Origin of the sequence: Mycolicibacterium arseniciresistens (assembly GCF_030519285.1) — a bacterium.
Taxonomy (GTDB): Bacteria; Actinomycetota; Actinomycetes; order Mycobacteriales; family Mycobacteriaceae; genus Mycobacterium; species Mycobacterium arseniciresistens.
In genome coordinates, this window is the sequence record NZ_JAUMSQ010000423.1 from 1 (window position 1) to 4,864 (window position 4,864).

A 4,864-nucleotide genomic window follows, 5' to 3' on the forward strand; every position below is an offset into this window, starting at 1 on the left:
CTGCCGGGTGGCACCCCGCTGCCGCAGCAGTCGGGGGTGCTGGTCGCCGGCGGCGAGCGGCTGCACGCCAAGGCGATCACGCTGTCGTCGCGCAAGTGGGGCCGGCGCGGGAACGTCGAGCTGGTGCGGCTGTCCTACGGCCGGTTCGGCGACGATCTGGCCCGCAGCGCCGGCGACGAGGACCTGCTGGACTGGGCCGCCCAGGATCTCGAGGACGTCTTCGGTATCCGCACCGAGCCGGAGGACAGCCACGTGCACCGCTGGATCGACGCGATGCCGCAGTACGGGCCCGGCCACGGCGCCCTGGTGGCCGAGTTGCGCGCCGGCCTGCCGCGGGGGCTGGCGGTGGCGGGCGGGTACCTCGACGGCATCGGCGTGCCGGCCTGTGTGGCATCGGCCACCCGGGCGGCGGCCACGCTGCTGGCGCCGTCGGGCGTGGCACGATAGGGCCATGGCCAAGCTCGATTACGACGCCCTCAACGCCATGATCCGGTACTCGATGATCTCGGTGTACGCGGCGACGCCCGGCGCCCTCGGCGAGGACCGCGGGCCGGTGGTCGACGAGACCGCGACGTTCCTCAAGCAGCGCGAGGACGACGGCGTGGTGGTCCGCGGTGTCTACGACGTGGCGGGTCTGCGCGCCGACGCCGACTTCATGGTGTGGACGCACGCCGACAACGTGGAGGCGCTGCAGGCCACGTACTCGGATTTCCGGCGCGCCACCGCGCTGGGCCGGGCGAGCACGCCGGTGTGGAGCACCGTGGCGCTGCACCGGCCGGCCGAGTTCAACAAGGGCCACGTGCCCGCGTTCGTGGCCGGTGAGCCCGCGGGTGACTACATCTGCGTCTACCCCTTCGTGCGATCGCTGGACTGGTACGTGCTGCCCGACGAGGAGCGCCGGCGCATGCTGGCCGAGCACGGGATGGCGGCGCGCGGCTATAAGGACGTGCGGGCCAACACCGTCCCGGCGTTCGCACTCGGGGACTACGAGTGGATCCTGGCGTTCGAGGCGCCTGAGCTGCACCGCATCGTCGACCTGATGCGGGATTTGCGCGCCACCGACGCGCGTCGGCACGTCCGCGAGGAGACCCCGTTCTTCACGGGTCCGCGTGTCGGGGTCGAGGAACTCATCGCCCGGCTGCCCTGACCGGCCGTCCGGCGGGTACGCGCTGAAATTTGCTCGTCCCGCATGCGCGGTGACGCGTTGTCGACGCGCGCTTACGCAGGAAATCGACTAACCTCCGTCCTGGCCGGAAGAGCACGCAATAAGGGCACCATGCTGCGGTTTGGCAAAGAACAACCATCGTTCGGTGGCGCCTTTAGCGGCTTTGCTAAGATCGACGCTTCGGGTGCGCGCGCGACGAGGGGACCTCCATGCGACTCAGGTCGAGGCGCACCATCGTCGTGGCCACCGCGCTGTGTACGGCCGTCGGTGTGTGGACCGTGGCCGGCTGGGGCGGGCCCCGCACCGTCCTGGTGATGAGTGACCTGGCCTTCGTCGTCCTCGGCATGTTCTCCACCGGCTGTGCCGTGCTGGCCGTCCGTGCCACGCGCGGCCGCCAGCGGGCGGCCTGGCTGGCGCTGACGGTCGGCCTGCTCGGCTGGACGGTCGGCGAAGTGTTGTGGAGCTACTACGAGCTCCTCCTCGACCGGTCGCCGTTCCCGTCGATCGCCGATGCGGCCTACCTGGTCTTCCCGGTCGGCGCCGGCCTGGCGTTGTTGCTCTTCCCCGTCGGCCACACCGGCCAGTCCCGAACCCGGTTCCTGCTGGACGGCCTCATCGTCGCCGGATCGTTGTTCGTGGTGTCGTGGGTGACGGTGCTCCGACGGGTTTACGAAGCCGGCGGAGAGAGCCTGTTCTCGCTCTCGCTGTCGTTGGCGTACCCGGTGTCGGACCTCGTCGTGCTCACGGTGGCGGTGCTGGTGCTCGGCCGCACCCGGGCAGGGCAACGGCTGCCGCTGGTGCTGGTGGCCGTCGGCGTCGCGTTCATGGCGATCTCCGACAGCGGATTCGCCTACCAGATCGCCGAGGACACGTACTACACCGGCATCTTCGACCTCGGCTGGCTGGCCGGCCTGCTGATCACCGGCATCGCCGCACTCGTCGGCCGGGACGCCGCGGTCGAGGACGCGGACGTGCCACAGATCCCGTCTCGGGCGTCGGCCCTGCTGCCCTACGTGCCACTGCTGATGGCGGCGGTGTTGGGCACCGTCGATTTCCTGCCCCACCTCACCACCGGTCCGGTCGTCCCTGTGGCGCTGAGCCTGGTCCTGGCCGTGTTGCTGCGGCAGTTCGTCGTGGTCACCGAGAACCGGCGGCTGCTGAGCATCGTCGCCGAGCAGGCGCTGCGCGATCCGCTCACAGGGCTGGCCAATTACGCGCTGTTCAACGACCGGCTGACCCACGCGATGCAGCTGCGCCAGCGCGACGACCGGGCGGTGGCCCTGCTGTCGCTCGACCTCAACGACTTCAAGCTGGTCAACGACAGCCTCGGCCACCCCGCCGGCGACGCGTTGCTGATGCGGGTGGCCGAGCGGCTGGTGGGCTGCGTGCGTACCGGTGACACCGTCGCCCGCCTCGGTGGCGACGAGTTCGCGGTGCTGCTCGAGGGCCGGGTCGACCACTCCCACCGCGTCGCGCACCGGGTGGTCGAGGCGTTCGACGAGCCGTTCGTGATCGACGGCCAGCAGCTGCTGATGCGGCCCAGCGTCGGGCTCGCCGTGGCGAGTTTCGAGAGTCAGAACGACGAGCCCGACCTGACCGCCGACATTCTGTTCAAACAGGCCGATCTGGCGATGTACACCGCCAAACGGTCGCGCACCGGCGGCGTGCACGTCTTCAGTAGCGAGATGGCGCTGGTGTATCCCGAGGACGCCGGGTGGAACGCCGGGCCGGGCGGCACGCGGGGCGGGGGAGCCGACGCCGTGCGGCTGCTCGGCGAGCTCCGCCACGCCATCGACCACTACGGCCTGACGCTGGTCTACCAGCCCAAGATCGACCTGCAGACCGGCGAGGTGGTCGGGGCGGAGGCGCTGCTGCGCTGGCCGCACCCCCAGCGCGGGATGCTGTCACCCGACGAGTTCCTGCCGCTGGTCCGCACGCACGGTCTGATGGCGCCCATCACCAGGCTCGTCCTCAACATGGCCCTCGACGACGTGGCCCGCTGGTACCGCGCGGGCCTCGGCGTGCCCGTCGCGATCAACCTGTTCGCGCCCGCGGTGGCCGACGTGAAGCTGCCTGCACGGATCGCCGAGGCGCTCGAACACCGTCGGCTGCCTCCGGACGCGCTCACCGTGGAGATCACCGAGGACCTGCTGCTCGACAACATCGGCCGCACCCGGTCGGTGCTCAACGACCTGCGCGAGCGGGGAATCCGGGTGGCCATCGACGATTTCGGCAGCGGTTACTCGGCACTGAGCTATCTGCGCGAGCTGCCCATCGACGAGGTGAAGCTCGACCGGCGGCTCATCGCACCGGTGACCAGCGACCCGCGGGCGGCGGCGGTGGTGCGTGCGGTGGTGAATCTCACCCATGTGCTCGGCATGGTCACGGTGGCCGAGGGTGTCGAGGACGCCGAGACGGCCGACCTGCTGCGCGAGTACGGCTGCGGGGTGGCCCAAGGTTTTCACTTCAGTGCACCGGTCGACTCCGCGACGATGCTGGACCTGCTCGCCCGCGGTGTCAGCCCCGCGGCCGCCGCAGCGACATCGGGTTGACGCGGTAGACGTTTCGGAGCAAACGGCCTGATTGCGGTGCCGGCACCGGCATCATGGGTGGATGAGAACCAGGGCATGGGTCGGCGCCACCTTGTTCGTCTCCGCGATGGCGACTGCGCCTGAGGCGCTCGCCCAGGATCCGAGCGGCGAGCAGTGCCCACCGCGTAACGGCCAGACCATCGTGATCACCGCAGGCGACATCGACTGCGTCACGGCGTCGGACTATGCGGCGCAATACCGGCCCGATGGCGACAAATATCAGGTCATCGCGCCGTTCACCTGCTACTCCGGCACGGCGATGACGGCGCCGCTGCTGTTCCAATGCGTCGCCGACACCGAGGACCGCGCCGAGTTCGCGGTGTACCCCGGGTAGTGCCGGCTTTCATCGGCCGCGAGTGTGAACCTCACGACGCCTGAGCGAGATTTCCGTCGTGACGTTCACACTCGGCGCGCGTTCATGGCGCTTTCGGCACCAGCCGCAGTGAGATGGAGTTGATGCAGTACCGCTGATCGGTCGGTGTCGGGTAGCCCTCACCTTCGAAGACATGGCCGAGGTGGCTGTGGCAGCTGGCGCAGACCACCTCGACGCGCCGCATACCCATCGAATCGTCAGTCCGCAAGATCACCGCGTCGGAGTCGGCCGGGTCGAAGAACGACGGCCAGCCGCAATGGGATTCGAACTTCTCGCTGCTGCGGAACAGTTCGGCACCGCAGGCCCGGCACTCGTAGACACCGTCGGTCTTGGTGTCGGTGTACTCGCCGGTGAACGGGCGTTCGGTGCCGGCCCGGCGCAGCACGACGAACTCCTCGGCGGTGAGCTTGTCGCGCCACTGGTCGTCGGTCAGTTGCACCTTGGGCGTACTCATGGTTTCCAAGTTAGCGCAGCGGACCCCGCCCGCCGACCCGGCCGAGGGATACCGTGGGGCATGCGGGGGCGGTGGAGTGTGCGGCCCGGTCGCCTGGTGCTCGCGGGCGATCTGACCGGTGCCGACGACGTCGACATCGGCCTGCATCACCACCCCGCGGTGCAGCTGACGGTCGGACTCGACGGCCCGCTGGTGGTCGTGCTCGGCGACGGCCGGACCGTGCGGTGCCGGGTCGCGGTCATCGCCGGCGGGGTCCGGCACGCGCTGCGGCCGGGCGGGGC

General features: G+C 70.0%; 5 protein-coding genes and 1 pseudogene. 5 read left to right on the top strand and 1 reads right to left on the bottom strand.

The features are described 5' to 3' along the window. The 4 genes and pseudogenes from Q2100_RS29685 to Q2100_RS29700 form a co-directional block, all read left to right on the top strand. Window positions 1–447: pseudogene (locus Q2100_RS29685) on the top strand (FAD-dependent oxidoreductase); the annotation flags it as partial. A 4-nt stretch (window positions 448–451) separates the two neighbouring features. After that, the gene (gene hemQ / locus Q2100_RS29690) at window positions 452–1,147 is read left to right on the top strand and encodes a hydrogen peroxide-dependent heme synthase (RefSeq protein ID WP_302916906.1); all 696 of its coding nucleotides are present in this window, start codon (window positions 452–454) and stop codon (window positions 1,145–1,147) included. 227 nt (window positions 1,148–1,374) lie between these two features. Next, a complete protein-coding gene (locus tag Q2100_RS29695) occupies window positions 1,375–3,717 on the top strand; it encodes a putative bifunctional diguanylate cyclase/phosphodiesterase (RefSeq protein ID WP_302916907.1) in 2,343 nt (780 codons plus the stop codon). Between the two features lie 61 nt (window positions 3,718–3,778). Next, the gene (locus Q2100_RS29700) at window positions 3,779–4,090 is read left to right on the top strand and encodes a hypothetical protein (protein ID WP_264012343.1); all 312 of its coding nucleotides are present in this window, start codon (window positions 3,779–3,781) and stop codon (window positions 4,088–4,090) included. 82 nt (window positions 4,091–4,172) lie between these two features. Here Q2100_RS29700 and msrB read toward each other — a convergent pair whose 3' ends face one another. Next, entirely contained in the window at window positions 4,173–4,583 is a 411-nt protein-coding gene (gene msrB / locus Q2100_RS29705; protein WP_302916908.1) for a peptide-methionine (R)-S-oxide reductase MsrB, read from the bottom strand. 60 nt (window positions 4,584–4,643) lie between these two features. Between msrB and Q2100_RS29710 the strand changes: the two genes are divergently transcribed. Beyond that, window positions 4,644–4,864: hypothetical protein (locus Q2100_RS29710; protein WP_407667718.1), on the top strand; the 221-nt coding region annotated here is incomplete at its 3' end.